At 61.6% G+C, this 21,232-nt stretch carries 22 protein-coding genes; 19 read left to right on the top strand and 3 right to left on the bottom strand.

All coding sequences use genetic code 11. From position 1 onward, the window contains the following. Positions 1–10: 10 nt before the first annotated feature. The 14 genes from phnF to phnE (BY447_RS03715) all read left to right on the top strand — a co-directional run bounded on the left by phnF (position 11) and on the right by phnE (BY447_RS03715) (position 11,322). Positions 11–724: a phosphonate metabolism transcriptional regulator PhnF gene (gene phnF / locus BY447_RS03780; RefSeq protein WP_013358341.1), complete on the top strand. Its 714-nt coding sequence runs from the start codon at positions 11–13 to the stop codon at positions 722–724. Further along, a complete protein-coding gene (gene phnG, locus BY447_RS03775; protein WP_013358340.1) occupies positions 724–1,170 on the top strand; it encodes a phosphonate C-P lyase system protein PhnG in 447 nt (148 codons plus the stop codon). The genes phnF and phnG overlap by 1 nt, the downstream gene beginning before the upstream one ends. Beyond that, entirely contained in the window at positions 1,170–1,745 is a 576-nt protein-coding gene (gene phnH, locus BY447_RS03770; protein WP_013358339.1) for a phosphonate C-P lyase system protein PhnH, read from the top strand. The genes phnG and phnH overlap by 1 nt, the downstream gene beginning before the upstream one ends. Next, positions 1,745–2,821 carry a carbon-phosphorus lyase complex subunit PhnI gene (locus BY447_RS03765; protein ID WP_110330552.1) on the top strand — a complete coding sequence of 359 codons (1,077 nt, stop codon included), beginning with the start codon at positions 1,745–1,747 and terminating at the stop codon, positions 2,819–2,821. Before phnH ends, BY447_RS03765 begins: the two co-directional genes overlap by 1 nt. After that, positions 2,814–3,662, top strand: a complete 849-nt coding sequence (locus tag BY447_RS03760; protein ID WP_110330551.1) for an alpha-D-ribose 1-methylphosphonate 5-phosphate C-P-lyase PhnJ — start codon at positions 2,814–2,816, stop codon at positions 3,660–3,662. The genes BY447_RS03765 and BY447_RS03760 overlap by 8 nt, the downstream gene beginning before the upstream one ends. Continuing rightward, positions 3,652–4,413 (top strand): phosphonate C-P lyase system protein PhnK, encoded by a 762-nt coding sequence (gene phnK, locus BY447_RS03755; protein WP_110330550.1) that lies wholly within the window; start codon positions 3,652–3,654, stop codon positions 4,411–4,413. The genes BY447_RS03760 and phnK overlap by 11 nt, the downstream gene beginning before the upstream one ends. Then, positions 4,414–5,127: a phosphonate C-P lyase system protein PhnL gene (gene phnL / locus BY447_RS03750; RefSeq protein WP_110330549.1), complete on the top strand. Its 714-nt coding sequence runs from the start codon at positions 4,414–4,416 to the stop codon at positions 5,125–5,127. Continuing rightward, on the top strand, positions 5,124–6,260 hold the full coding sequence (gene phnM / locus BY447_RS03745; protein WP_110330548.1) for an alpha-D-ribose 1-methylphosphonate 5-triphosphate diphosphatase: 1,137 nt from the start codon (positions 5,124–5,126) through the stop codon (positions 6,258–6,260). The genes phnL and phnM overlap by 4 nt, the downstream gene beginning before the upstream one ends. After that, complete coding sequence (gene phnN, locus BY447_RS03740) at positions 6,260–6,796, top strand: ribose 1,5-bisphosphokinase (protein ID WP_110330547.1); 537 nt, start codon at positions 6,260–6,262, stop codon at positions 6,794–6,796. Before phnM ends, phnN begins: the two co-directional genes overlap by 1 nt. A 56-nt stretch (positions 6,797–6,852) precedes the next feature. Beyond that, complete coding sequence (gene phnP, locus BY447_RS03735) at positions 6,853–7,623, top strand: phosphonate metabolism protein PhnP (RefSeq protein ID WP_110330546.1); 771 nt, start codon at positions 6,853–6,855, stop codon at positions 7,621–7,623. A gap of 78 nt (positions 7,624–7,701) precedes the next feature. Further along, positions 7,702–8,532, top strand: a complete 831-nt coding sequence (phnC, locus tag BY447_RS03730; RefSeq protein ID WP_013358331.1) for a phosphonate ABC transporter ATP-binding protein — start codon at positions 7,702–7,704, stop codon at positions 8,530–8,532. 26 nt (positions 8,533–8,558) lie between these two features. Then, a complete protein-coding gene (phnD, locus tag BY447_RS03725) occupies positions 8,559–9,485 on the top strand; it encodes a phosphonate ABC transporter substrate-binding protein (protein WP_033783438.1) in 927 nt (308 codons plus the stop codon). A 95-nt stretch (positions 9,486–9,580) separates the two neighbouring features. Beyond that, on the top strand, positions 9,581–10,441 hold the full coding sequence (phnE, locus tag BY447_RS03720) for a phosphonate ABC transporter, permease protein PhnE (protein ID WP_110330545.1): 861 nt from the start codon (positions 9,581–9,583) through the stop codon (positions 10,439–10,441). Next, on the top strand, positions 10,438–11,322 hold the full coding sequence (gene phnE / locus BY447_RS03715; protein WP_110330544.1) for a phosphonate ABC transporter, permease protein PhnE: 885 nt from the start codon (positions 10,438–10,440) through the stop codon (positions 11,320–11,322). Before phnE (BY447_RS03720) ends, phnE (BY447_RS03715) begins: the two co-directional genes overlap by 4 nt. Here phnE (BY447_RS03715) and BY447_RS03710 read toward each other — a convergent pair. Beyond that, a complete protein-coding gene (locus tag BY447_RS03710) occupies positions 11,276–13,885 on the bottom strand; it encodes an ATP-binding protein (protein ID WP_110330543.1) in 2,610 nt (869 codons plus the stop codon). The genes phnE (BY447_RS03715) and BY447_RS03710 overlap by 47 nt on opposite strands. Positions 13,886–14,032: 147 nt before the next feature. Between BY447_RS03710 and BY447_RS03705 the strand changes: the two genes are divergently transcribed. The 4 genes from BY447_RS03705 (at position 14,033) to BY447_RS03690 (ending at position 18,293) form a co-directional block, all read left to right on the top strand. After that, positions 14,033–15,547, top strand: a complete 1,515-nt coding sequence (locus tag BY447_RS03705) for a sugar ABC transporter ATP-binding protein (protein WP_110330542.1) — start codon at positions 14,033–14,035, stop codon at positions 15,545–15,547. A 10-nt stretch (positions 15,548–15,557) separates the two neighbouring features. Beyond that, positions 15,558–16,538 carry an ABC transporter permease subunit gene (locus BY447_RS03700; RefSeq protein WP_013358325.1) on the top strand — a complete coding sequence of 327 codons (981 nt, stop codon included), beginning with the start codon at positions 15,558–15,560 and terminating at the stop codon, positions 16,536–16,538. 89 nt (positions 16,539–16,627) lie between these two features. After that, complete coding sequence (locus BY447_RS03695; protein ID WP_013358324.1) at positions 16,628–17,566, top strand: ABC transporter substrate-binding protein; 939 nt, start codon at positions 16,628–16,630, stop codon at positions 17,564–17,566. Between the two features lie 43 nt (positions 17,567–17,609). Continuing rightward, on the top strand, positions 17,610–18,293 hold the full coding sequence (locus BY447_RS03690; RefSeq protein ID WP_033783431.1) for a D-lyxose/D-mannose family sugar isomerase: 684 nt from the start codon (positions 17,610–17,612) through the stop codon (positions 18,291–18,293). A 52-nt stretch (positions 18,294–18,345) separates the two neighbouring features. Here the strand turns inward: BY447_RS03690 and BY447_RS03685 are convergent, their stop codons facing one another. Further along, complete coding sequence (locus BY447_RS03685; protein ID WP_072008964.1) at positions 18,346–19,230, bottom strand: AraC family transcriptional regulator; 885 nt, start codon at positions 19,228–19,230, stop codon at positions 18,346–18,348. A 135-nt stretch (positions 19,231–19,365) separates the two neighbouring features. Between BY447_RS03685 and BY447_RS03680 the strand changes: the two genes are divergently transcribed. Beyond that, positions 19,366–20,097, top strand: a complete 732-nt coding sequence (locus tag BY447_RS03680) for an SDR family oxidoreductase (RefSeq protein WP_110330541.1) — start codon at positions 19,366–19,368, stop codon at positions 20,095–20,097. Positions 20,098–20,136: 39 nt separating this feature from the next. Here BY447_RS03680 and BY447_RS03675 read toward each other — a convergent pair whose 3' ends face one another. Next, on the bottom strand, positions 20,137–20,880 hold the full coding sequence (locus tag BY447_RS03675) for a response regulator (protein ID WP_033783428.1): 744 nt from the start codon (positions 20,878–20,880) through the stop codon (positions 20,137–20,139). Positions 20,881–21,232 lie beyond the last annotated feature (352 nt).

The following is a 21,232-nucleotide window of genomic DNA, read 5'->3' as shown; positions in this document are numbered from 1 at the left end:
TTTCATCGTGATGGAGTTATCCAGACATCCGACCACTGTCTATCAGGCTGTCGCCGCACAACTGGAGCAGGCGCTGAAAGAGCGCTACCGCTGCGGCGACTATCTTCCTTCCGAACAACAACTGGCCGATCACTATGAGGTGAACCGCCATACGCTGCGTCGGGCTGTCGATGAGCTGGTGCACAAAGGGCTGCTGCAGCGCCGTCATGGCGTTGGCATTCTGGTGCTGATGCGCCCGTATGACTATCCGCTGCATGCCCAGGCGCGCTTCAGTCAGAACCTGATGGAGCAGGGCAGTCACCCAACCAGCGAACGGCTGCTGGCGGTGCTGCGTCCGGCCAGCAACGACGTTGCCAATGCGTTAGGCGTAAAAGAGGGCGACAACGTCATTCATCTGCGCACCCTGCGCCGCGCCAACGGCGTGCCGCTCTGCCTGATCAACCATTTCCTCGCCGACCTTAGCTGGTGGCCACAGCTGCAGCAATTTAACAGTGGATCGCTACACGACTTCTTAGTCGAGCACACCGGCAAGCAGCTGGTGCGCACCCAGACGCGTATCAGCACCCGCCGGGCGCAGGCCAAAGAGTGCCGTCAGCTGGATATCGCGCTGCATGCGCCACTGCTCTGCGTGCGGACCCTGAACAAAACCAGTGATGGCGCACTGGCGGAATACTCCGTCAGCCTGACGCGCGGCGACATGATCGAACTGACTCTGGAGCACTAATGGAACAGCAAACGGATCGTCAGCGCTGGCTTTCGGTGCTGGCGCACAGCAGCGCCGCCCTGCTTGAACAGCACTGGCAGGCGCTTAACCTCCAGCCCGAATTCACCCTGATTCGTCCGGCAGAGATCGGGCTGACGCGGTTACAGGCGCGGATGGGGGCTACCGGCAAACGCTTTGTGATGGGCGATGCCACGGTGACGCGCGCGGTGGTGCAGCTGGGCGACGGCACCCTGGGTTACAGCTATCTGCTGGGGCGAGACAAAGCCCATGCAGAACGCTGCGCCCTGTTGGATGCATTGCTGCAGCAGCCGGAAACCCGGCCCCTGCTGGAAGAGAAGATTATTACCCCGCTGGCGGCGTGGCGCGATGAGCAGCGACAGCTGCGCGCCCGTGAAATCGCCAGCAGCAAAGTGGATTTCTTTACGCTGGTTCGCGGAGATAACTGATGACATTACTGGCAAGTTTTAACCATCCGGTCGCGGATGCACAGCGCGCGTTTCGCCGCATTCTGAAAGCGATGAGCGAGCCGGGCGTGATGGTCTCGCTGCCGCTGCAGCAGGGCTGGGGCGCACTGTCACCGGCGGCCACAGCGCTGCTGCTGACGCTGGTCGACCAGGAAAGCCCGGTCTGGCTGGATGCGCAAATCGACAACGAACAGCTGCGCAACAATCTGCGCTTCCATACCGGCGCGCCCATCACCACGCAGCAGGATGCCCCGTTCGCGCTGAGCCATGCGGCGGCGCAGCCGGATCCCACGCAGTTCGCGGCGGGTGACAACCTGTCGCCGGAAAAAAGCACCACGCTGATCATCGAAGTGCCGTCGCTGAATGGCGGATTAACGCTGCGTCTCTCCGGTCCCGGCCTGCGGGAAACCCGCGCCATTGCGCCACAGCTACCGGAAAGCGTACTGCACTATTTGCGCACCCGTCCGCATCCCTTCCCGCAGGGCGTGGATCTGATCTTCACCTGTGGCGAAGCGATCATGGCCGTGCCGCGCACCACCGTTGTGGAGGTGTGCTGATGTATGTCGCGGTGAAAGGGGGCAAAAAAGCCATCTCAAATGCCCATCAGTTGCAGGCCGATCTGCGACGCGGCGACAGGGCAGTGGCCGAACTTGGCTGCGATCAGGTGGCGCAGCAGCTGGGACTGGCGGTGGATCGGGTGATGACCGAAGGCGGAATATACGATCCGGAACTGGCGGCGCTGGCGATCAAGCAGGCCAGCGGCGATCTGGTCGAGGCGATCTTTCTGCTGCGCGCCTATCGCACCACATTGCCACGCCTGGCGGAGAGCACGCCGCTGGCGACCGGTGCGATGCGTATCGAACGCCGCATCTCGGCAGTCTACAAAGATCTGCCGGGCGGGCAGGTGCTGGGTCCAACCTATGACTACAGCCACCGGCTGCTCGACTTCACCCTGCTGGCTAACAGTGAAACGCCCGCTGCGCCGCGTGACGATCGATTGGTGCCTGACCAGTGCCCGCACATGTTCAGCATGATGAGCGAGGAAGGGCTGGCCGCTGGCGAGGTGGATGACGGCAGCGAGCCGGTTGATATCACCCGTGAGCCAGTGAGCTTTCCCGCCTCACGCGCCGCGCGGCTGCAACAGCTGGTACGCGGCGACGAAGGTTTTCTGCTGGCGCTGGGCTATTCAACCCAGCGCGGCTATGGCCGTACCCATCCGTTTGCTGGCGAGATCCGCACCGGATATCTCAGCGTCAGCATCTGTCCCGAAGAGCTGGGTTTTGAGCTGGAGATCGGGGAACTGCTGCTGACGGAGTGTGAAATGGTCAACGGCGTCGCCCACAGCGATGACGCTGCGCCGCAGTTTACCCGTGGCTACGGGCTGGTGTTTGGCCGCGCCGAGCGCAAAGCGATGGCGATGGCGCTGGTGGACCGGGCGCTGCAAAGCCGCGAGCAGAATGAGCGCGTGACCAGCCCGGCGCAGGACGAAGAGTTTGTGCTGTCACATGCCGACAACGTCGAAGCCGCAGGCTTTGTCTCGCACCTCAAGCTGCCGCACTACGTCGATTTTCAGGCCGAGCTGGAGTTGCTGAAACAGCTGCAGCACGATTATCAGGAGCGCAACCATGGCTGAACTCACGGGCTATAACAACGGCTATCTCGACGAGCAGACCAAACGCACCATCCGTCGCGCCATCCTCAAAGCGGTGGCGATCCCCGGCTATCAGGTGCCGTTCGCCGGACGCGAGATGCCGATGCCTTACGGCTGGGGCACCGGCGGCATTCAGATCACCGCCAGCGTCATTGGCGATCAGGATGTGCTTAAGGTGATCGATCAGGGCGCAGATGACACCACCAATGCGGTGTCGATCCGCCAGTTCTTTAAGCGGGTCAGCGGTGCGGCGACCACCGAACGCACCGCCGATGCCACGCTGATCCAGACCCGGCACCGCATTCCTGAAACGCCGCTGGAAGAGGATCAGATCCTGATTTTCCAGGTACCGATCCCGGAGCCGCTGCGTTTTATTGAACCGCGCGAAACCGAGACCCGCACCATGCATGCGCTGGAGGAGTACGGCATCATGCAGGTGAAGCTGTATGAAGACATTGCCCGCTACGGTCATATCGCCACCACCTACGCCTATCCGGTGCGGGTCAACGATCGCTACGTGATGGATCCGTCGCCCATCCCCAAATTCGACAACCCGAAGATGCACATGATGCCCGCGCTGCAGCTGTTTGGTGCCGGGCGTGAAAAGCGCATCTACGCCTTGCCGCCTTACACCCGCGTGGAGAGTCTCGACTTCGACGATCACCCCTTCACCGTGCAGCAGTGGGAAGAACCCTGCGCGCTGTGTGGCTCGCGCCACAGCTATCTCGATGAGGTGGTGATGGACGATCAGGGAACGCGGATGTTTGTCTGCTCCGACACCGACTTTTGCCATCAGCAGCAGGAACAGCAACATGCACAGTGAACAGCCGCTGCTTGCGGTGAACCAGCTCACCCATCTTTATGCGCCGGGCAAAGGGTTTGAGCAGGTCAGTTTTGATCTCTGGCCCGGCGAGGTGCTGGGGATTGTCGGCGAGTCCGGCTCCGGTAAAACCACGCTGCTGCAGAGCCTGTCGGCGCGTCTGACACCGCAGCAGGGCAGCATTCATTATCAGAATCGCGACCTTTATCAGATGAGTGAAAGCGACCGCCGTCGTCTGCTGCGCACCGAGTGGGGCGTGGTGCATCAGCATCCGATGGACGGGCTGCGTTCGCAGGTCAGCGCGGGCGGCAACATCGGCGAACGGCTGATGGCAACCGGGCAGCGCCACTATGGCGACATCCGCGCTGAGGCGAGCCGCTGGTTACAGGCGGTAGAGATAGACGCGGGGCGCATCGACGATCTGCCGACCACCTTTTCCGGCGGGATGCAGCAGCGTCTGCAGATTGCCCGCAACCTGGTGACGCAGCCGCAGCTGATGTTTATGGATGAGCCGACCGGCGGGCTGGATGTGTCGGTGCAGGCGCGTCTGCTGGATCTGCTGCGAACGCTGGTGCGCGACCTGAATCTGGCGGTGGTGATTGTCACCCACGATCTCGGCGTGGCACGACTGCTGGCGCATCGCCTGCTGGTGATGAAACAGGGGCGGGTGGTGGAGAGCGGACTGACCGACCGCGTGCTGGACGATCCTCATCATCCTTACACTCAACTGCTGGTCTCTTCGGTGCTTAATTAAATGACGAATCACACTCCGCGCCTGCGGGTAGAGAATCTGTGTAAAACCTTTGTGCTGCACAACCAGAACGGCGCGGCGCTGCCGGTGCTGCACAACGCCAGCCTGACGGTAGGCGAGGGCGAATGCGTGGTGCTGCACGGTCACTCCGGCAGCGGCAAATCCACGCTGCTGCGCGCGCTTTATGGCAACTATCAGCCCGACAGCGGCCACATCCGGGTTGCCCATCAGGGCGAGTGGATCGATATGGCGCAGGCATCAGCGCGCCAGATTATCGCCCTGCGCCGCGACACGCTGGGCTGGGTGAGCCAGTTTCTGCGGGTGATCCCGCGCGTGCCGACGCTGGAAATTGTGATGCAGCCGCTGCTGGAGCGCGGCGTGGATCGCGAAATCTGCGAAGCGCGGGCCGCCGAACTGCTGACCCGGCTGAATGTGCCGCAGCGTCTCTGGTCGCTGGCCCCGTCCACCTTTTCCGGCGGTGAACAGCAGCGGGTGAATATCGCACGCGGCTTTATCGCCGACTATCCGGTGCTGCTGCTGGATGAACCCACCGCCTCGCTCGACAGCGTCAACAGCGCGGCGGTCGTGGACTTGATTGAACAGGCGCGCGCCCGGGGTGCCGCCATCGTCGGTATTTTTCACGATCGGGCGGTACGCGAGCGGGTAGCCGACCGGCTGCACCTGATGCATCCGATCGACACAGGAGTGCAGGCATGATTATCAATAACGTCAGACTGGTGCTGGAAAATGAGGTGGTGACCGGATCGCTGGAGTTTCGCGACGAGCGCATCAGCAGCTTCAGCGAAACCACCAGCCAGCAGCCCGGTGCGCTGGACGGCGAAGGGGCCTGGCTGCTGCCGGGGCTGGTGGAACTGCACACCGATAACCTCGACAAGTTTTTCACCCCACGCCCGAAAGTGGACTGGCCCGCGCACTCGGCGATGAGCAGCCACGATGCACTGATGGTCTCAAGTGGGATTACCACCGTGCTGGACGCGATTGGCGTGGGTGATGTGCGCGACGGTGGGCACCGGCTGGATAACCTCAGCAAGATGATCGACGCCATCCGCGACAGCAACCGCAAAGGACTGAACCGCGCCGAGCATCTGCTGCATCTGCGCTGTGAACTGCCGCATCCCACCACCGCGCCGCTGTTTGAAGCGCTGATGGGCACGCCGGAGCTGGCGCTGGTGTCGCTGATGGACCATTCGCCGGGCCAGCGTCAGTACGCCTCGCTGATCAAATATCGCGAATATTATCAGGGCAAATATCAGCTCAACGACGCCGAGATGGACCAGTTCGAGCATGACCAGCTCACTCTGGCGGCGGAGTGGTCGCAGCCCAATCGTCAGGCGATTGCCGGACTGTGCCGGGAGCATGGCATCGCCATCGCCAGCCACGATGACGCTACCGCGGCGCACGTGGAGGAGTCTCACGCGGCAGGCAGCCGCATTGCGGAGTTTCCAACCACGCTGGAGGCGGCGCGTGCCTCGCGCTATCGCAACATGCAGGTGCTGATGGGCGCGCCCAACATCGTGCGCGGCGGTTCGCACTCCGGCAACGTTGCCGCCTGGGAACTGGCGTCACACGGCCTGCTGAATATTCTCTCCTCCGACTATTACCCGGCCAGCCTGCTGGATGCGGCGTTCCGGCTGGCGGCTGACGAGCGCAACAGCCTCGGCATGGCGCAGGCCATCGCGCTGGTGACCTGTAACCCGGCCCGCGCATTAGGTTTATTCGATCGCGGCGTCATCGCCGAGGGCTGCCGCGCCGACCTGGTGCTGGCGCACACCGCCCACGGCTATCCGCACGTGCGGCACGTCTGGAGTAAAGGCCGGCAGGTGTACTGATGGCACGGCTGATCTGGCTTACCGGTCCCTCCGGCTCCGGCAAGGACAGCCTGCTGGATGCGCTGCGGGCGGCACCGCCGCCCCGGCTGCTGATCGCCCATCGCTACATCACCCGCGCCGCCGATGCGGGCGGTGAAAATCATGTGGCGCTGACTGAAACGGAGTTTGACCGTCGCGCCGCACTCGGTCTGTTCGCGGTGAGCTGGGAGGCGCACGGCTTCCGCTACGGCATTGGCTGCGAGACGGAACAGTGGCTGCTGCGCGGGCAGAATGTGGTGGTGAACGGGTCGCGGCTGCACCTGGCCCAGGCGCAGGCGCGGTTTGGATCGCAGCTGCTGCCGGTCTGTCTGCAGGTGACGCCCGCGGTGCTGGCGGCGCGGCTGCGTCAGCGCGGGCGCGAAGATGAGGCGGAGATCGCCCGGCGGCTGGCGCGCGCTGCCCAGCCACAGCCCGATGGCTGCCTGATTCTTAACAATGACGGTGCGCTGGCGGAAACTGTCTGCCAGCTACGCCAGATACTGGAGGCGTATCAATGACAGCTGGCACCCGCGGAAACCGTCCGGCAGCGACATCCGTAACCGGAGACGCATCCATGAAACTCACTTTTCTCGGCACCGGCGGGGTGACGGCCGCGCCACTGCCGGGCTGCGACTGCCGCGCCTGTCAGCGGGCGCAGCGCAACAGCACCCATGCGCGTGCGCCCTGCAGCGCGCTGATCGCGTTCGGCCACGAGCGCATCCTGCTGGATGCCGGTCTGCCGCTGCTGGCGTCGCGCTTTCCGCCCGGCACGCTGACGCGCATTCTGCTGACCCATTACCACATAGATCATGTGCAGGGCCTGTTTGCGCTGCGCTGGGGAAAGGGCACACCGATTCCGGTCTGGGGGCCGCCCGATCCACGCGGCTGTGACGACCTCTACAAACACCCCGGCCTGCTCGATTTCCGTCCCGCCTTAACGCCGTTTGTGGCGCACGCCTTTGGTGAACTGCAGGTCACGCCGCTGCTGCTGCAGCACTCGAAGCTGACACACGGCTATCTGTTCGACTGGCACGACACCCGGCTCGCCTGGCTGTGCGACACCTGCGGACTGCCGCCCGACACCGCCGATTTCCTGCGCGGCCAGCCGCTGGATCAGCTGGTGATTGACTGCAACGACCCGCCGCGTGCAGAGGCGGGCAACCACAATGATGTGACCCGGGCGCTGGCGATTGCGGCGCTGCTTCAGCCGCGTCAGACCTGGCTGACCCATCTCAGTCATGAGATGGATAACTGGTTAGCAGAAAATCCGTTGCCTGAGGGTGTGCAGCCAGCCCGGGATGGCCAGACGCTGCTGTGCGGTGCGCACTGGCCTGTCACGGTTTGATCATCTCGCTGTCATCCCGCGTTCATCGCGTCACGCCTTAATAACCGGCAGACGCAATCAGCGATGACGGAGAACAGCATGGCACAGGCACTTCTGAAAACGGTGGTCGATAACGATGCACCACCGGCCAGCCTCAGCGGACAAAAAGTGTTGTCGGTGCAGAAACTGAGCAAAGCCTATGGCGACACCCAGGTGCTGGATCAGGTCAGTTTCGACCTGCACGCCGGTGAGCTGGTGGCGGTGATTGGCCGCTCGGGCGCGGGTAAATCAACCCTGCTGCATATGCTCAACGGCACGATTAATGCCACGTCCGGCGCGATTATCAGCCTGCATGAAGGCGAAGCCGATCGTAACGTGGTCACGCTCAGCAGCCGCCAGATGCGCGAATGGCGCAGCCAGTGCGGCATGATCTTTCAGGATTTCTGTCTGGTGCCGCGACTCGACGTGCTGACCAACGTGCTGCTGGGCCGTCTGAGCCAGACCGGGACGCTGAAGTCCTTCTTTAAAATCTTCTCTGACGAGGACCGGGCGCACGCCATCGAACTGCTGCAGTGGATGAACATGCTGCCGCAGGCGCTGCAGCGGGCGGAAAACCTCTCAGGCGGGCAGATGCAGCGCGTGGCGATCTGCCGCGCCCTGATGCAGAACCCGAAAATTCTGCTGGCCGATGAGCCGGTGGCGTCACTCGACCCTAAAAATACCAAGCGCATCATGGATGTGTTGCGTCAGGTCAGCGAGCAGGGGATCAGCGTGATGGTCAACCTGCACTCGATTGAGCTGGTGAAAAGCTACTGCACCCGGGTGATTGGCATTCAGCGCGGCGTGGTGCTGTTTGACGGACATCCTTCCCGACTCACCGACAGCCTGCTTCACCAGCTGTACGGCGATGAACTTAACCAAATCCATTAACGTCCACAGCAAGAGAATAATTCCGAATGAAACTGACTTCTTTAGCACTTCTGACCAGTGTCATGGCGTTGGGTGTAAGCGCAGCGGATGCGCCGAAACAGCTTAATCTGGGGATTCTGGGTGGGCAGAATGCCACCCAGCAGATTGGCGATAATCAGTGTGTGAAGACCTTCTTTGATAAAGAGCTGGGTGTGGATACCCAGATGCGCAACGCCTCAGACTATTCGGGCGTGATCCAGGGCCTGCTGGGCGGCAAGATCGATATGGTGCTGAGCATGTCACCGGCCTCGTTTGCCTCGGTCTACCTTCAGGACCCGAAAGCGGTGGATGTGGTCGGCATCGTAGTCGATGACAAAGATCAGTCACGCGGCTACCACTCTGTCGTCATCGTTAAAGCCGACAGCCCGTACAAAAAACTGGAAGACCTGAAGGGCAAATCGTTCGGGATGGCCGATCCCGACTCGACGTCCGGCTTCCTGATGCCCAACCAGGCGTTTAAGAAGATGTTCGGCGGCTCGGTGGATGACAAATATAACAACACCTTCTCCAGCGTGACCTTCTCCGGCGGCCATGAGCAGGACATTCTGGGCGTGCTGAACAACCAGTTTGATGGCGCGGTCACCTGGACTTCACTGGTCGGTGACTACAACAGCGGCTACACCTCTGGCGCGTTTGGCCGCCTGATCCGCATGGATCACCCGGACCTGATGAAGCAGATCCGCATCATCTGGCAGTCGCCACTGATCCCCAACGGGCCGGTGCTGGTCAGCAACAAGCTGCCCGCTGACTTCAAAGCGAAAGTGGTGTCGGCAATTAAAAAGCTGGATAAGGAAGATCACGCCTGCTTCGTGAAAGCGGTGGGTGGCCAGCAGCATATCGGTGAGGCGACCGTTGCTGACTATAAAAGCATTATCGATATGAAGCGTGACCTGATGAAAGGCAGCCGCGGCTAAGCCGACGACGCCCTGACTTTCCCCGCCCAGACGGGGAAGGCGGGACGCGGCAACCCCGCCTGCGTCCCGCTGCTTTAGCGCCGGAGAACCCCCCTTTGACCGACTTCGAACACTATTACCAACGCATCCGCCGCCAGCAGAAACGTGACACGCTGCTCTGGTCACTGCTGCTGGTGGCGCTCTATCTGGCGGCCGGGAGAGTGGCAGAATTTAATCTGCTCACCGTCTGGCAGTCACTGCCGCACTTCTTCGACTATCTGCACGAAATCCTGCCGGTGCTGCATCTGCCGCTGCTGTTTGCCGACGGTAAGACCGAAGGCTCGCTGGCTTACTGGGGCTACCGTCTGCCGATTCAGCTGCCGCTGATCTGGGAAACGCTGCAGCTGGCGCTGGCTTCGACGCTGGTGGCCGTCGCCCTGGCAGCGGTACTGGCCTTTTTTGCCGCCGACAATACCCAGACGCCGGTCAGCGTGCGGATGACGATTCGCGCCTTTGTTGCCTTTCTGCGCACCATGCCGGAACTGGCGTGGGCGGTGATGTTTGTCATGGCGTTTGGCATTGGCGCGATCCCCGGCTTTCTGGCGCTGGCGCTGCACACCGTGGGCAGCCTGACCAAGCTGTTTTACGAGGCGATTGAGTCGGCGTCGGATAAGCCGGTGCGTGGCCTGGCCGCCTGCGGTGCCAGTAAGCTGCAGCGGATGCGCTTCGCCTTCTGGCCGCAGGTGAAACCGATTTTTCTCTCCTACAGCTTTATGCGGCTGGAGATTAACTTTCGCTCCTCCACCATCCTCGGACTGGTCGGCGCGGGCGGAATCGGCCAGGAGCTGATGACCAACATCAAACTGGACCGCTACGATCAGGTGAGTATTACGCTGCTGCTGATTCTGATCGTGGTGTCGCTGCTGGACACGCTATCCGGCCAGCTTCGCCGCCGTATCACAGGAGATCGGACATGATAAGCCACGTACCGGATGTCGCACTGCTGAAGCAGCAGCATCGTGAACTGTTCGCCGCGCAGCCGCGCTATCTGCGCCGCATCGGGCTGATGGCGCTGGCGGTGCTGCTCTATTACCTCTTTTTCTTCTCGGTCTTTGGCCTGGAGTGGTCGCGCCTGCTGATGGGCTGCCAGCAACTGGGGCGCTATTTCCTGCGGATGTTTGTCTGGCACGACTTCCTGAACTGGCCGTTTGGCTACTATTTTTCACAGGTGGGGATCACTTTAGGGATTGTCTTTGCCGGGACGCTGACGGCCTCGCTGCTGGCGCTGCCGCTGTCGTTTCTGGCGGCGCGCAATGTGATGCACGATCGCGCTGCGAAGCCGCTGGCGTTCCTTGTGCGGCGTCTGTTCGATGTGCTGCGCGGTATCGATATGGCGATCTGGGGACTGATATTCGTGCGTGCGGTGGGGATGGGGCCGCTGGCCGGGGTGCTGGCAATTATCCTGCAGGATGTGGGGCTTCTCGGTAAGCTTTATGCCGAAGGGCACGAAGCGGTGGAGCGCTCACCCAGTCGCGGGCTGGGTGCGGTCGGCGCCAACAGCCTGCAGAAACACCGGTTCGGCATCTTCACCCAGTCATTCCCGCAGTTCCTGGCACTGAGCCTTTACCAGATTGAGTCCAATACCCGCTCTGCGGCGGTGCTGGGCTTTGTCGGTGCGGGTGGCGTCGGCCTGGTCTACGCCGAGAACATGCGGCTGTGGAACTGGGACGTGGTGATGTTCCTGACGCTGATCCTGGTGGTGGTGGTCATGGTGATGGATGTGATCTCCAGCCGCCTGCGTAGGCGCTACATCAGCGGCAAGCCGGTGCCGCTGTGGCAGCCTGCTGCGCGCGATTAAGCCGTTCACTGCGCTGCCAGGCGCGCTGGAGCGCCTGCACCAGCTGAGCCTGCTGCCAGGGTTTTGCCAGTCGCTCACACAGCGGCAGCGTCACCGGCTGGTGGCGCAGATCCTGACCGCTGATCAGCAGCGTCGCCAGCTGCGGCCAGTTCTGCTGCGCCTGGCGGATCACTTCCGCGCCATTTATCTCGCCGGGCAGCATCAGGTCGCTGATCAGCAGGTCGATATCGGGCGTCTGGCGCAGCAGCGCCAGCGCCGCTTCACCGTCGCCACACTCCAGCGTCAGATACCCCAACTGGTGCAGATGCTCACACAGCGTCTGGCGCACCGCCGGTTCATCATCCAGCACCAGTATCAGCCGGTTGTTCGCTGCCTCTGCCTCGGCGGGCTTTGGCGGTGGCGGGGCGATGATGGCAGTAGCAGCGGCTTCCGCTGCGCGCGGCAACAGCAGCCGCACCGTGGTCCCCTGGCCCGGCGCAGTGTCCAGTTCGATCTGCCCACCTGACTGCCGCACAAAGCCGTAAACCATCGACAGCCCCAGTCCGCTGCCGCTGCCGGTGGCTTTGGTGGTGAAGAAGGGCTCGAAAACCTGCTCGCGAACGTCGGCGGACATGCCGCAGCCGCGATCAATCACCTCAATTGTGACCCGGTCACGTTTTTCATTCCCTTGCGGCTGGCGCTGATTCCAGATGCGCAGCCGGATTTCACCGCTTTGCTGATGCATCGCATCGCGCGCGTTCACCACCAGGTTCATCAGCGCATTCTCCAGCTGGCTGGCATCAATCCAGGCCAGCCAGCCGGGACGCTGCGCATCAATAATCAGCTGCTGTCCCGGGAGCAGCGAGTGCTGCAGCAGCCCCTGCAGGTTATCCACCAGCGTGACCACCGACACCGCGCGCGGATAGAGCGCCTGCTTACGTGAGAACGCCAGCAGCCGCTGCGTCAGCTGGGCCGCACGGTCGGCGGCCTGCCTCGCCCGCTCAATGCGGGTCGCCAGCGGACCGGGCATCAGCTGACCTTCGGTCAGCGCCAGACTGCCAATAATCACCGCCAGCAGATTGTTGAAGTCGTGCGCCAGGCCGCCGGTCAGCTGGCCGACTGCCTTCATCTTCTGACTGTGCTGTAGCGCCTCCTCCAGCGTTTTACGCGAGGTACGGTCCAGCACGGTATTGACCATGCCGCGCCGCGGGATTGGGCTGAAGCGCAGCTCCAGCGTCCGGCCATCGGTCAGCCGGATCTCCTGGGGTTCACCGGGATCGTGCAGATCGACCGCCAGCGGGGCCAGCAACTGCTGATAGTGGACGCCGCGATGCAGCTCACGCGGCGCAATGCCGAGCAGCTCGGCATACTGGGCGTTCCACACCACCAGCTGACCGTTATTGTCGAACAGGGCAAAGCCGTCGCGCATCGCCAGGAACGTGGACTCCAGCTGGTTGCTTTTCTCTTTCAGCAGCCGCGAAGTGTGGGCCAGCGAGGCGGTATTGCGGGCAAAGACGTTAAACGCCCGCGCCAGCTCGCCCAGCTCGTCGCGCCGTTGCAGTCCCGGCACGCTGACGTTCTGCTCGCCCTGCGCCAGCCGCGTCATCGCCCCGGCAATCGCCGTCAGGCTCGACCCAAGATTGCGGTAAATATAGATCCCGGCATAGCCAGTGATCGCCAGCGCCAGCAGCACAAACAGGGCGATAAAGCCGATGATAGAGTCGAGTTCGTGGTGGGTGGCCTGGGTGCGCGCCTCGCTCTGCAACGCAACCTGCTGCACCGACGCATTGATATCGTCGTTCAGCATCGCCACCAGCGCTTTAATCCGGTAGGTGGCGTAGGCGATCGCCAGGTCACTCTGCTCCAGCGCCTCCGCCAGCGGCAGCAGGCGCTGCTGAGTGGCCAGCAGCCGCTGTACCTGCTCGCCGGTGACACCCGTCAGCGGCACCGTGTGCCACTGCGTCATGATCTGCTGAAGCTGCTCAATCACGGCGATGGGCGAGGGCGTACGGATGGCGATGGTGATCAGCCGTTCGGTCTGCTCGCGCAGTGCGGCATCCGGCCGCGTCCGCTGTTCCCGCTGCACCCGCTGGTCGATATGACTGAGCAGAATCTGCGTCTGCCACAGATCGCTCAGCATGTTGTTGCGCTGCAGATGCCGCTGATGGCTGTTCAGCAGCAGACTGTTAATTGTCTGCTCCAGCATCAGGCTGCGGGCGCGGATCCGGGCGATGCGTTCCGGCTGACGGGCCGCCAGCGGCGCACTCGCCAGCAGGCTCAGCGACTGCTGTAACGCCTGCTGATTCTGCTGCAGCCGCTGTGATTCGCTCTGATACTCCAGCGCCCCGACCACCTGCGACAGCCGCACGGCCGCCGTCGCCACGTTAGCGGTGTCGCGTGCCAGCGCCAGGCTGCCGTTCATATCTGCCAGCGTCTGCGCCTGTGCCTGCTCCTGAATCGCCCCGGCATGACGAAAGCCGACGATCGCCACCACGCTCACCATCAGCGTGACCAACACCACCAGCAGATTGAACATCAACAGGCGGCCACGCGCCCCGGCCTGCCACGGATAACTGTGCTGCATCCCACGACCTCTTCTTCACGGCAACCGTGGGCCGAGTATAGGAGCGCGGCGTCGGGCATTTATGACAAATATGAATGGCCGCTGACATTTTCCGTTTATCTGGCGTTGCTTAACTGGCGGCTATCCACAGTCCGCAGGAGCAGGGCGATGACAGCCACACCGATACTGGAAATGCGGGGCATTACCCGACGCTTCGGCAATTTTTATGCCCTGAAGGGCGTCGATCTCACGGTTTATCCGGGCGAGGTTCATGCGCTGATGGGAGAGAACGGCGCGGGTAAAAGCACACTGATGAAGATTCTGGCCGGTGCCTATACCGCCAGCAGCGGGGAAATTCTCATTGAAGGCAAGCCGTACGCCCTTAAAGGGCCGAAAGAGGCGCTGGCTGCCGGGATCACCCTGATTTATCAGGAGATCAACCTGGCACCCAACCTGACGGTGGCGGAGAACATTTTTCTGGGTAGTGAAATCGCGCCCGGCGGGCTGGTGAAGCGGCGGCAGATGGCCGAAGAGGCGCAGCGGGTGATTGACCGGCTCGGCGCGCAGTTCAGCGCCTGGGATCTTGTCAGTCGTCTGAGCATCGCCGAGCAACAGCAGGTCGAGATCGCCCGCGCACTGCAGCGCAACAGCCGCATCCTGGTGATGGATGAGCCGACCGCCGCGCTCTCAAACCGTGAAACTGAACAGCTCTTCGCGCTGATTAAACGGCTGCGCAGCGAAGGGATGGCGATCATCTACATCAGTCACCGCATGGCGGAGGTCTATGAGCTGTCCGACCGCGTCAGCGTGCTGCGTGACGGGGAGTATGTCGGCAGCCTGACGCGTGACCAGCTCAACGCCAGCGAACTGGTGCGGATGATGGTCGGGCGGCCGCTCAGCGACCTGTTTAACAAAAACCGCGCTATCCCGCTGGGCGACATCCGGCTGGCGGTGAATCATCTGACCGACGGCGGCAAAGTGCATCCCAGCAGTCTGGCTGTGCGGGCAGGGGAAATTGTCGGCCTGGCCGGGCTGGTGGGTGCGGGGCGCAGCGAACTGGCGCAGCTGATCTTCGGCGTGCATAAGCCGAAAGAGGGTGAGATCTGGATCGACGGCGAGAAGGTCACCATTCATTCCCCGCGCGATGCGATTGCGCGCGGCATCGGTTTCCTCACCGAGAACCGCAAAGAGCAGGGGCTGTTTCTGGAGATGGCGGCGCAGGAGAACATCGTGATGGCGACGCTGGAGCGCGACGCCAGTTACGGGATGCTCAACCGCCGCAAAGGGCAGACCATCGCTACGGAGGCGATCGCCTCCCTCAATATTCGTGTACCGCACGCTCAGGTCCGGGCGGGCGGCCTGTCAGGTGGCAACCAGCAGAAGCTGCTGATCTCGCGCTGGGTGGCGATTGGTCCGCGCATTCTGATCCTTGATGAGCCGACGCGCGGCGTCGATGTCGGCGCGAAAAGCGAGATTTACCGCATGATGCAGGAGATGGCGCGGCAGGGCGTGGCGATTTTAATGATCTCCAGCGAACTGCCGGAAGTGGTCGGCATGAGCGACCGCGTTTACGTGATGCACGAAGGCACCATCGTCGGTGAACTGGAGGGCAGCCACATCAGTCAGGAAAATATTATGACGCTGGCAACCGGTGCGCACAGCACGTCAGCAGGCGAAATCTGAGGAGACCACCATGTCACAACTGGCCCGCACTAACGCGCCGACGCTGAAACGCGCCCTGATGGGTGATCTGCTGCAAACGGTAGGTATCCTGCCGATTCTGATCCTGATCGTGGCGGTGTTTGGTTTCGTTACGCCGAACTTCTTTACCGAAGCGAACCTGCTGAATATCACCCGCCAGGCGTCGATCAATATCGTGCTGGCGGCGGGCATGACCTTTGTCATTCTGACCGGCGGTATCGACCTGTCGGTAGGGTCAATGCTGGGCACCACGGCAGTGGTCGCGCTGGTGGCGTCGCTGGATCCGATGCTTGCCTCGCTGACCATTCCGATGGCGCTGGGCGCGGGTCTGGTGATGGGGCTGTTCAACGGTATCCTGGTCGCCTGGGCCGGATTGCCTCCCTTTATCGTCACGCTCGGCACCTACACCGCGCTGCGCGGGGCGGCTTATCTGCTGGCGAACGGCACCACGGTGATTAACTCCGATATTAACTTTGAGTGGATTGGTAACGGCTATCTCGGGCCAGTGCCGTGGCTGATTGTGATTGCCTTTGCGGTGATCGCCATCTGCTGGTTCATCCTGCGCCGCACCACGCTGGGCGTTCATATCTACGCGGTCGGCGGCAACATCCAGGCGGCGCGTCTTACCGGCATCAAGGTTGGCGTGGTGCTGCTGTTTGTCTACGGCATGAGCGGCCTGCTGTCGGGGCTGGGCGGCTTAATGAGCGCCTCGCGGCTCTACAGCGCCAATGGCAATCTTGGTGTCGGCTATGAGCTGGATGCGATTGCGGCGGTGATCCTCGGCGGCACCAGCTTTGTCGGCGGTATCGGCACCATCACCGGCACCCTGATTGGCGCACTGATTATCGCCACGCTGAATAACGGCATGACGCTGATGGGCGTCTCCTATTTCTGGCAGCTGGTGATCAAGGGCGCGGTGATCATCATCGCGGTCCTGATCGACAAATACCGCACCCGTCATCATGTGAGCTGAGGCTTAAAAGGGCGGAGGCGCCGTGTCGCCGCCGCCACCCAAAAACGCCATTAAGCGGTTGGCACCTTGAAAACAGCAGGAGAAGGTCTATGCGTTTTAATCCGATTGTAACCGGGCTGCTGGCGGCAACGCTGTTCAGCACCGGCCTGGCTCAGGCAAAAGAACTCAAATCTATCGGCGTCACGGTCGGCGACCTGGCTAACCCCTTCTTCGTGCAGATCACTAAAGGCGCAGAGATGAAGGCGCGTCAGCTGGCGGGCGATAAGGTCAATGTCACGCTGGTCTCCAGCGGCTACGACCTCGGTCAGCAGGTCGGCCAGATTGATAACTTTATTGCGGCCAAAGTCGACATGATTATCCTCAACGCCGCGGACTCCAAAGGGATCGCCCCGGCGGTGAAGCGGGCGCGTGACGCCGGTATCGTGGTGGTGGCGGTTGACGTGGCCGCCGATGGCGCCAATGCGACCATCACCTCCGATAACACCGAGGCGGGCGCAATGGCCTGTAAATATATTTCTGACCGCCTGAAGAACAAAGGCAACGTGGTTATCATCAACGGACCGCCGGTTTCAGCCGTACAGAACCGTGTTGAAGGCTGCATGAACGAGCTGAAAACCCATCCGGACATCAAACTGCTCTCCTACAACCAGAACGCCAAAGGCAGTCGTGAAGGCGGACTGGAAGTGATGACCGGTCTGCTCTCGGCTAACCCTAAAATTGACGCCGTGTTTGCCATCAACGACCCGACAGCGATTGGCGCGGACTTAGCCGCGAAACAGGCGCAGCGCAGCGAATTCTTCATCGTGGGCGTCGATGGATCGCCGGACGGGGAAGAGGCGCTGAAGCGTAAAAACTCGCTGTTTGTCGCCACCCCAGCCCAGGATCCGCAGGTCATGGCGGCCAAAGCGGTCGAGATTGGCTATGACATTCTGCAGGGCAAACCCGCGCCGGATAAACCGGTGCTGATCCCGGTGAAACTGATCGATCGTAATAATATCGGCAGCTATCAGGGCTGGACGGTGAAATAGGCTTTAATGCGGCACCTCCGGGTGCCGCTCTCAGGAGACCACCATGCAACGTTCAGAGGTTAATGACTACCTGCAGCATACCCGCGAGTTCTTCCGCCAGCAGGATGTGCATCTGCCGCCGTGGGCCGATTACAGCGTCAGCCAGTGGCGTGCGCAGGATCGCGACGTGATACAGGAGATTCTGGCGCTACGGCTGGGCTGGGATCTCACCAGCTTTGACGCGGCAGATTTTATGCAGACTGGTCTGACGCTGTTTACGCTGCGTAACGGCTCGCCAGGCGGACAGCCGTGGCATAAATCCTACGCCGAGAAGATCATGCACGTGCGCGAAGGGCAGCTGACGCCGATGCACTATCATCCGCGCAAGATGGAAGACATTATCAATCGCGGCGGCGGCAACCTGATTGTCGAACTGCATAACCGCGACGGCGACGGGCTGGCAGACTCGCCAGTGGCGGTGTCGCTGGATGGCCTGCGCCAGATCCATGTTGCCGGAACACAGCTGCGACTCTCTCCGGGTGAAAGCGTGACGCTGGAGGCGGGCGTCTGGCACAGTTTCTGGGGTGAAAATGGCTTCGGCGACGTGCTGGTGGGTGAGGTATCGATGCCCAACGATGACGAAAATGACAATGTATTTCTGACGCCGCTGGCCCGTTTCAACCCGCTGAATGAAGATGAAGCGCCGCGCTGGCTGCTGTGTAATGACTATGCGAACGGCTTTCTGTGAGTTGCCCTCCACTGAGCGCAGAATGGCAGGGCGCATCAAGTTCGCTTACCTATCATGTTTCAGTGCCGGTCAGCCTGAGTTTTCTGATGCTGCGTGCGGGCGGTTCACCGAACAGGCGCGCATATTCCCGGGTAAACTGCGTCAGACTCTCGTAGCCCACATCTGCCGCGACGGCGGCGACATTGCCGGGCCGCAGCACCAGCGCTTTGCGCGCCTCATAGAGCCGGAGATGTTTTTGATACTGCAGCGGCGAAAGCCCGGTGCTGGCCCGAAAGCCACGATGGAAGGCCGACAGACTCATGCCCGCCATTGCTGCCAGCGTCTCAATGCGAAACGCGGTGGCATAGTGTGTGCGCAGCCAGACCAGCGCCTTTCTGATCTTCGCAAAATGCCCGTTTACCTCTGCTGCCTGACGCAGCACGCCGCCCTGCGTACCCTGCAACAGCCGATATAGGATCTCGCGCTCCACCAGCGGCGCCATCACCGCGATCTCCTCCGGTTTTGCCAGCAGGCGCAGCATCCGCAGCCAGGCATCCGCCAGCGCATCATCCACCCTGTTAACCGAAATGCCTTTGTTCGTAGCGGGAAGAGCGGTCACAGGCATCTGATGCAGCAGATCGCTGATGGCGGCGAAATCGAGCGTCAGACGTACGGCGAGATAGGGCGAGGCTTCGCTGGCTTCAGTGATGTCGCCAGTGGCGGGCAGATCGAACGACGCGGTAAACATCTCACCTGCGGAATAGCGGATGGATTGTGCACCTACCTGCAGCCTTTTTTCTCCCTGCAGGATCAGGCTGACGAACGGTAGATAGATTTCTGGCGGCAGAGCCATCGGCTGGCTGACGCGATAGAGATCCACGCGCGGAATCGTCGTCGCAGTGAGGTCGTCTGCCGCGCACGCCAGCACCTCATCTCTTAACGCTTCAAGGCCTTTCATATTGCGTGACTCCGGCGGATTCAGCGCCTGACAGGAGAAAAGCAGGAATGGGCAAATTTTAGGCAGGATTGCAGCCGCCGCGCAACTGGCTGAGGACTATTCTCGCTCTCTGGTCTTTGAGCAGGATGGTATGAAATGAAAATTGAAGAAGCAGTAATCATGATTACCGGCGCATCATCGGGGATTGGTCAAGCCACGGCGCGTGCGGCGCTGCAGGCGGGTGCGCGGGTTATCTTACTGGCACGACGCAAAGACCGACTGGATGCTCTCGCGGATGGATCAGGCAAAGCGCTGGCAGTAGCCTGCGATGTGACTCAGCCTGGCCAGATTGCAAACGCAGTCAGACAGGGGCTGGCACGCTTTGGCCATATTGATGTGCTCATCAATAATGCTGGTCAGGGGCTGTACGCGGCGGTTGAGGAAATAGAGGCGGCGGATTTCAGGGCGCTGCTTGAGCTGAACCTGATTACCCCGCTGATGATGATGCATGCGGTGATCCCACCAATGCGGCGGCAGGGCGCAGGGCGCATTATCAACGTCAGCTCCGGGGCGACGCTGGCAACGTATCCAGGGTCGGCGGCCTATACCAGCTCCAAAGCGGGGCTGAATATGCTCTCCGGCGTGGCGCGGCTGGAACTGGCTGAGGCCGGGATTACGGTTTCCACGGTGTATCCGTTTATGACCCGCTCAGAATTTTATCAGTCGGTGAAGTCGGGACAGGAAGCCGCGATTGCGCAGGCTGAGCAGAGCGCCGCATTCGCGCACGCGCCTGAGCGCGTGGCGGAAAAAATTCTGGCAATGGTCGAAAGCGGAGAGGCGAAGGGGGATCTGGTGCCGCGTGCCTGGGGCGGAACGTGTGACGACTGAGGTGATTACGCCTGTCACTGGCAGGCCGCTCAGATTGACTCAGGCGATCTGGCTGGCGCGCGGCGCGATTTCCGGTTTCATTACGTCAGCGGAAAAGACGTAACCCAGCCCGCGGATGGTGCGGATCAGGTCAGGCTGATGCGGGTTGGTTTCAATTTTGCGGCGCAGTCGCATGATCAGCACGTCGATGGTGCGGTCAAACACATCGAGACTTTCACTGTGGGTCAGCTCCAGCAGCTGATCGCGGGTCAGCACCTTACGGGCGTGACGCACCAGCGCGCGCAGCAGGCTGTATTCTCCCTGGGTCAGCGGCACCAGTTCGCGCTGCGGATTAAACAGCTGGCAGCGGCCATCGTCCAGTTGCCAGCCGCCGAACCGCCAGCCCGCCTGTTCTGAATCGGCCTGTACAATACGCCCGCTGCGGCGCAAAGCGGCACGGGCGCGGGCCACCACCACGCGGGGATTAAAAGGCTTGGCGATGTAGTCGTCTGCGCCCATCTCCAGACCCACCACCATCTCCGCTTCGGACCCCATACCGGTCAGCATAATCACCAGCACTTCGGGTCGCTGACGCTGGAGCTGCTGCAACACCAGCAGCCCGTTGGTATCGGGCAGCATCATATCCAGCATCACCAGCGATATCTCCGGGTGCTCGCTGAGCATCGATAGCGCCTCGCGTCCCTGATGACAGCGGTAGACCGTTAACAGATGTTCACTTAACGCATCCTGCAGGACGTCGCAGACAGCAGGATCATCATCCACCACCAAAATCGCTGGCTTCATGGCGCGGCCTCAATGTTACGAAAGAGTTAATTCTGGAGTCTACACAGGCCAGAGAAGGTTGCTGAGGCAGCGTACTGAAACGTGACCAGCTTCGCCTGTGAGAGTACGGAAGCGTGCGCTGGCGCAGAGTTTTTGGCGATTGCTGATTTGCCGCAGGAAAACGATTGCGCGGGATCGGTGCATTGCACCATAATCGCGCCCTGTTTTGATTCGGAATCTTCTTAGGCGTGTCTGGCTCTGCCAGGTAATCGATTGCGTCGGCAGATGGCATGGCAATTGCTTTGGGCAGTGGGTAACGCAGGGATTTCAGGCGGTTCTGGCACGCAAGTATGCAGCGGCCAGCATCCATATC

Origin of the sequence: Pantoea sp. JKS000250 (assembly GCF_003201065.1) — a bacterium.
GTDB lineage: Bacteria > Pseudomonadota > Gammaproteobacteria > Enterobacterales > Enterobacteriaceae > Pantoea > Pantoea vagans.
The sequence above is the reverse complement of the archived record's forward strand: the minus strand, read 5'-3'. Positions and strand labels throughout refer to the sequence as shown.

What these genes read in the sequence shown, in the direction of transcription:
- phnE (WP_110330544.1), top strand. Translation starts at nt 10,438, where the DNA reads ATGATAAGCCACGTACCGGATGTCGCACTGCTGAAGCAGCAGCATCGT.
- BY447_RS03690 (WP_033783431.1), top strand. Translation starts at nt 17,610, where the DNA reads ATGCAACGTTCAGAGGTTAATGACTACCTGCAGCATACCCGCGAGTTC.
- phnP (WP_110330546.1), top strand. Translation starts at nt 6,853, where the DNA reads ATGAAACTCACTTTTCTCGGCACCGGCGGGGTGACGGCCGCGCCACTG.
- phnF (WP_013358341.1), top strand. Translation starts at nt 11, where the DNA reads ATGGAGTTATCCAGACATCCGACCACTGTCTATCAGGCTGTCGCCGCA.
- BY447_RS03680 (WP_110330541.1), top strand. Translation starts at nt 19,366, where the DNA reads ATGAAAATTGAAGAAGCAGTAATCATGATTACCGGCGCATCATCGGGG.
- BY447_RS03695 (WP_013358324.1), top strand. Translation starts at nt 16,628, where the DNA reads ATGCGTTTTAATCCGATTGTAACCGGGCTGCTGGCGGCAACGCTGTTC.
- phnL (WP_110330549.1), top strand. Translation starts at nt 4,414, where the DNA reads ATGACGAATCACACTCCGCGCCTGCGGGTAGAGAATCTGTGTAAAACC.
- BY447_RS03710 (WP_110330543.1), bottom strand. Translation starts at nt 13,885, where the DNA reads ATGCAGCACAGTTATCCGTGGCAGGCCGGGGCGCGTGGCCGCCTGTTG.
- phnC (WP_013358331.1), top strand. Translation starts at nt 7,702, where the DNA reads ATGGCACAGGCACTTCTGAAAACGGTGGTCGATAACGATGCACCACCG.
- BY447_RS03675 (WP_033783428.1), bottom strand. Translation starts at nt 20,880, where the DNA reads ATGAAGCCAGCGATTTTGGTGGTGGATGATGATCCTGCTGTCTGCGAC.
- phnN (WP_110330547.1), top strand. Translation starts at nt 6,260, where the DNA reads ATGGCACGGCTGATCTGGCTTACCGGTCCCTCCGGCTCCGGCAAGGAC.
- BY447_RS03760 (WP_110330551.1), top strand. Translation starts at nt 2,814, where the DNA reads ATGGCTGAACTCACGGGCTATAACAACGGCTATCTCGACGAGCAGACC.
- phnG (WP_013358340.1), top strand. Translation starts at nt 724, where the DNA reads ATGGAACAGCAAACGGATCGTCAGCGCTGGCTTTCGGTGCTGGCGCAC.
- phnH (WP_013358339.1), top strand. Translation starts at nt 1,170, where the DNA reads ATGACATTACTGGCAAGTTTTAACCATCCGGTCGCGGATGCACAGCGC.
- BY447_RS03685 (WP_072008964.1), bottom strand. Translation starts at nt 19,230, where the DNA reads ATGAAAGGCCTTGAAGCGTTAAGAGATGAGGTGCTGGCGTGCGCGGCA.
- phnK (WP_110330550.1), top strand. Translation starts at nt 3,652, where the DNA reads ATGCACAGTGAACAGCCGCTGCTTGCGGTGAACCAGCTCACCCATCTT.
- BY447_RS03705 (WP_110330542.1), top strand. Translation starts at nt 14,033, where the DNA reads ATGACAGCCACACCGATACTGGAAATGCGGGGCATTACCCGACGCTTC.
- BY447_RS03700 (WP_013358325.1), top strand. Translation starts at nt 15,558, where the DNA reads ATGTCACAACTGGCCCGCACTAACGCGCCGACGCTGAAACGCGCCCTG.
- BY447_RS03765 (WP_110330552.1), top strand. Translation starts at nt 1,745, where the DNA reads ATGTATGTCGCGGTGAAAGGGGGCAAAAAAGCCATCTCAAATGCCCAT.
- phnD (WP_033783438.1), top strand. Translation starts at nt 8,559, where the DNA reads ATGAAACTGACTTCTTTAGCACTTCTGACCAGTGTCATGGCGTTGGGT.
- phnM (WP_110330548.1), top strand. Translation starts at nt 5,124, where the DNA reads ATGATTATCAATAACGTCAGACTGGTGCTGGAAAATGAGGTGGTGACC.